Origin of the sequence: Pseudomonas sp. RIT623, from assembly GCF_004519305.1 — a bacterium.
GTDB lineage: Bacteria > Pseudomonadota > Gammaproteobacteria > Pseudomonadales > Pseudomonadaceae > Aquipseudomonas.
The window spans coordinates 1-4,330 of the sequence record NZ_SOZA01000074.1 but is presented as its reverse complement, the minus strand read 5'-3'; the positions used below and the strand labels follow the sequence as shown (position 1 = coordinate 4,330).

Sequence of the window (4,330 nt, the reverse complement as noted above, 5' to 3'; positions counted from 1 at the left end):
GAGCCGGAAAAGTGGTTCACTTCCGAGCGTTCCGTAGCCAATTGCCACTACTGCTGCAAGGCCGCCGGATGCAACGGCTGCCATGGGCTTTCACAAAACAACAGCAATTGCCCGAATAACCCGTATTTTTTCCCTAACGAAAATGTAAAATTCGATTTCGCATACCTATAACAAGTTGGGAGCTTCACCATGTTTGCCTTCTTCCGCCCTGCCGCGCACCAGGCGCCGCTGCCCGACGAGCGCGTCGACAGCACCTACCGGCGCCTGCGTTGGCAGATTTTCGCCGGGATCTTCTTCGGCTACGCCGGCTACTATCTGCTGCGCAAGAACTTCTCCCTGGCCATGCCCTACCTGATCGAAGAAGAGGGCTACACCCGTGGCCAGCTGGGCTTGGCGATCTCGGCCATCGCCATTGCCTACGGCCTGTCCAAGTTCCTCATGGGCCTGGTCTCGGACCGCTCCAACCCGCGCTACTTCCTGCCCTTCGGCCTGCTGATCTCGGCCGGGGTGATGTTCATTTTCGGTTTCGCGCATTGGGCCACCTCCAGCGTGGCGATCATGTTCGTGCTGCTGTTCATCAATGGCTGGGCCCAGGGCATGGGCTGGCCACCGAGTGGGCGGACCATGGTGCACTGGTGGTCGCAGAAGGAGCGCGGCGGCGTGGTGTCGGTATGGAACGTCGCCCATAACGTCGGCGGCGGCCTGATCGGCCCGCTGTTCCTGCTCGGCCTTGGCTGGACCAACGACTGGCACGCGGCCTTCTATGTACCCGCCGCGGTGGCGGTGCTGGTGGCGGTGTTCGCCTTCGTGATGATGCGCGACACTCCGCAGTCGGTCGGCCTGCCGCCGGTCGAGCAGTACAAGAACGACTACCCCGAGGGCTACGACGAGAGCCATGAGCAGGAGTTCAGCGCCAAGCAAATCTTCGTCGAGTACGTGCTGCGCAACAAACTGCTGTGGTACATCGCCCTGGCCAACGTGTTCGTCTACCTGCTGCGCTACGGCGTGCTGGACTGGGCGCCGACCTACCTGAAGGAAGCCAAGCACTTCAGCGTCGACACCACTTCGTGGGCGTACTTCTTCTACGAATGGGCCGGCATTCCCGGCACCCTGCTGTGCGGCTGGATGTCCGACAAGATCTTCCGCGGCAACCGCGGCCTGACCGGCATCGTGTTCATGGCCCTGGTGACCGTGGCCACCCTGGTGTACTGGCTCAATCCGCCAGGCAACCCGACCATCGACATGATCGCCCTGTTCTCCATCGGTTTCCTGATCTACGGGCCGGTGATGCTGGTCGGCCTGCAGGCCCTGGAGCTGGCGCCAAAGAAAGCCGCCGGTACCGCCGCCGGGTTCACCGGGCTGTTCGGCTACCTCGGTGGCTCGGTCGCGGCCAGCGCGGCGATGGGCTACACCGTCGACCACTTCGGCTGGGACGGTGGCTTCGTGATGCTGGTGAGCGCGTGTGTGCTGGCGATTGCGTTCCTGATCCCGACACTGCGCCATACCAAGGCGGCAAGCGCCGGGCGTGAAGCGACGGCTTGATGCATCTGACAGCATGAAAAAAACCCGGGGCATGTGCCCTGGGTTTTTTTTGCCTGCCAGGCCTGTAACTGCGCGCCCAGCCCACCGTCACCCTGGCGCGCAGTGAGCTTGCCCACGACGGATCGCTTCACGCCGCCTGGAACAACCGGGTAATAACCGGCTGCTGGCGTTGACGGGCCTGCCAGATGTCGTAATCCACCTGGATCGTCAACCATAGCCGTGCCGTACTGATACCTGCCATTTCCAGCCGCACCGCCAAGTCCGGCGAGACCGCCGCGCGAGCGTGCAGTACACGGGATAGTGCCTCGCGCGAAAAACCCAGGTGCGCGGCAAACGCCTTCACCGTCAGCCCAAGGGCGGGCAGAACATCTTCACGCAGCGTTTCGCCGGGATGAGGCGGATTGTGCATAGGCATGATAGGGACTCCTGATCAGTGATAGTCGAGGTAATCGACCAACTCGACGTCGCAACCTGTGAAGCGGAACACCAGCCGCCAATTGCCGGACACGCTGACCGACCATGAGCCCGCACGCTCACCCTTGAGTGGATGCAGTTGCCAGCCGGGAATGCACAGGTCGGCGGCGACCGCGGCACTGTCAAGAAACTGCAGTTGCCGTGGCAAACGCTGCGCATGCGCAGGCTGGATACCTCGGGTGTTGCCTGTCTCGTGGAAAAGCCGCAGTCCTTTGTGGCGAAAGCTGATGATCATGGGAGCACACCGTATCCGTGTTGTGCGAAACGGTGAGTGTGACCCCAGGCATCACAGTGGGCAAAATAACATATGTGACGCAATGCGTCACACTCCCCGGCGACAGCGCAAGCCTGTCAGCTGGTGCTGACAACGCGTGGCTGCAACAGGGTCACAGGTTGAATGTTCTCGCCCGATCCCGCGCTGGACACTGCGCCCGGTGCAGGTTCAACGCCGTATTGATGATGCCGATATGGCTGAACGCCTGCGGAAAATTCCCCAGCATCCGTTTGCCCACCGGGTCGTACTGCTCGGCCAGCAATCCCACGTCATTGCACAAGGCCGTGAGCCGCTCATAAAGCGCCTGCGCCTCCTCCTGCCGCCCCAGCAGCACGTAGACATCCGCCAACCAGAACGAACACACCAGGAACGTCCCCTCCCCTGGCGTCAGACCGTCGCTGCAACTATCGCTGTCATAGCGCAGCAGCAGGCCGTTGCGCAGCAGGCGTGCTTCGATCTGTTCGAGGGTGCGCAGGAAACGTGGATCATCGGCGGGCAAAAAGCCGGTCAGGGCGATCTGCAGCAGGCTCGCGTCCAGCTCGGTCGAGCCGTAGGCCTGGACGAAGTGACGCCCGTCGGCAGCCAGCCCACGGCGACAGACCTCGTCACGGATCTGGTCCGCCACCTGGCGGTAATGTCGCCCCCGCTCACGCCCTTCCTCGGTGGTGTCGGCCAGGCTCGCCGACCGGTCGAAGGCGACCCAGGCCATGACCTTGGAGTGCACGAAGTGCTGGCGCCCCCCGCGCACCTCCCACAGCCCTTCGTCCGGCTCACGCCAGATGCTTTCGAGGTACGGCAGGATCGAGCGGGCGATGGCGGCGCTGCGCGGATGACGCGGCAGCCCGCCCTTGATGGCCTGGGTCATGGCGTCGGCCAGTTCACCGTAGATATCCAGCTGCAACTGCTCGGACGCGGCATTGCCGACCCGCACCGGCTGCGAATGCTCGTAACCGGGCAGCCAGGGCAGGCTGAACTCCGGCAGGTCGCGCTCGCCGGCCAGCCCGTACATGATCTGCATCTGCTCGGGGTTGCCCGCCACCGAGCGCAGCAGCCATTCGCGCCAGGCCTGGGCTTCGTCGAAGTAGCCGAGGTTCATCAGCGCCAGCAGGGTCATGGTCGCGTCGCGCAGCCAGCAGTAACGGTAATCCCAGTTGCGCTCGCCGCCGACGCGCTCGGGCAGCGAGGTGGTGACGGCGGCAACCATGCCGCCGGTTGGCGCATAGGTCATGGCCTTGAGCGTGAGCAGCGAACGGCGCACCAGCCCGGTGTAGGGGCCGACCTCGGGGCAGCGGACGGCGAAGGCCTGCCATTGGTCGATGGTCTGCTCGAGGTCGTGGTCGACATCGCAACCGGGCTGCACGGGCAGATGCGAGGCCTGGTGGCACAGGCTGAACACTTGGCGTTCACCTGGGCCTACGCGAAAGCGGGCGACGCTGTGGTGGTCGCGGCCGTGGGTTTGGGTGGTGCTACGCAGGATCAGGCGGTCGGGGCCGGCGACGGCGCTGAGGGTCAGGGGGTCGAGTTTTTCGACCCAGGGCACGCTGCGGCCGTAGTCGAAGCGCAGCACCAGGTCCATCTCGAACGCGGTCTCGCCGGCCAGGCCTTCGACGATGCGCAACACGGCGTTGTGTTCGCCCAGGGGCATGCAGTCGAGCACCCGGGCGCGGCCGCTGGCGGTGGTCCAGATGGTTTCCAGCACCAGGGTGTCATCGAGGTAGCGGCGTGTGCTGTGCTCGACGGGGTCGCTGGGGGCGATGCGCCAGCGGCCGTTCTCTTCGTTGCCCAGCAAGGCGGCGAACACGGCCGGGGCGTCGAAGCGCGGCAGGCACAGCCAGTCGAGGGCGCCATCGCGGTTGACCAGGGCGGCGCTACGGCAGTTGCCGATGAGGGCATAGTCTTCGATCTGGGCGGGCATCGCGGGACCTCGAGTGGGGGGCTTGAGGTTGGATGCCAAGGCACGATGGCGGGTTCCATCGACGCACCCAATGCGGAGTGTGTCGTTGCCGTTGCCGTTGCCGTTGCCGTTGCCGTTGCCGTTGC

At 64.5% G+C, this 4,330-nt stretch carries 4 protein-coding genes; 1 reads left to right on the top strand and 3 read right to left on the bottom strand.

The genetic code is table 11. The features are described 5' to 3' along the window. The first annotated feature begins 189 nt into the window (after positions 1–189). Positions 190–1,542, top strand: coding sequence for a glycerol-3-phosphate transporter (gene glpT / locus E3U47_RS24695; RefSeq protein ID WP_134694188.1), 1,353 nt, complete (start codon positions 190–192; stop codon positions 1,540–1,542). A gap of 127 nt (positions 1,543–1,669) precedes the next feature. Here glpT and E3U47_RS24690 read toward each other — a convergent pair whose 3' ends face one another. The 3 genes from E3U47_RS24690 to E3U47_RS24680 all read right to left on the bottom strand — a co-directional run bounded on the left by E3U47_RS24690 (position 1,670) and on the right by E3U47_RS24680 (position 4,205). After that, the gene (locus E3U47_RS24690) at positions 1,670–1,957 is read right to left on the bottom strand and encodes a HigA family addiction module antitoxin (protein WP_134694187.1); all 288 of its coding nucleotides are present in this window, start codon (positions 1,955–1,957) and stop codon (positions 1,670–1,672) included. A gap of 15 nt (positions 1,958–1,972) precedes the next feature. Then, positions 1,973–2,251 (bottom strand): type II toxin-antitoxin system RelE/ParE family toxin, encoded by a 279-nt coding sequence (locus tag E3U47_RS24685; protein ID WP_134694186.1) that lies wholly within the window; start codon positions 2,249–2,251, stop codon positions 1,973–1,975. Between the two features lie 151 nt (positions 2,252–2,402). After that, positions 2,403–4,205 (bottom strand): glycoside hydrolase family 15 protein, encoded by a 1,803-nt coding sequence (locus E3U47_RS24680; protein ID WP_134694185.1) that lies wholly within the window; start codon positions 4,203–4,205, stop codon positions 2,403–2,405. Between the last annotated feature and the right edge of the window lie 125 nt (positions 4,206–4,330).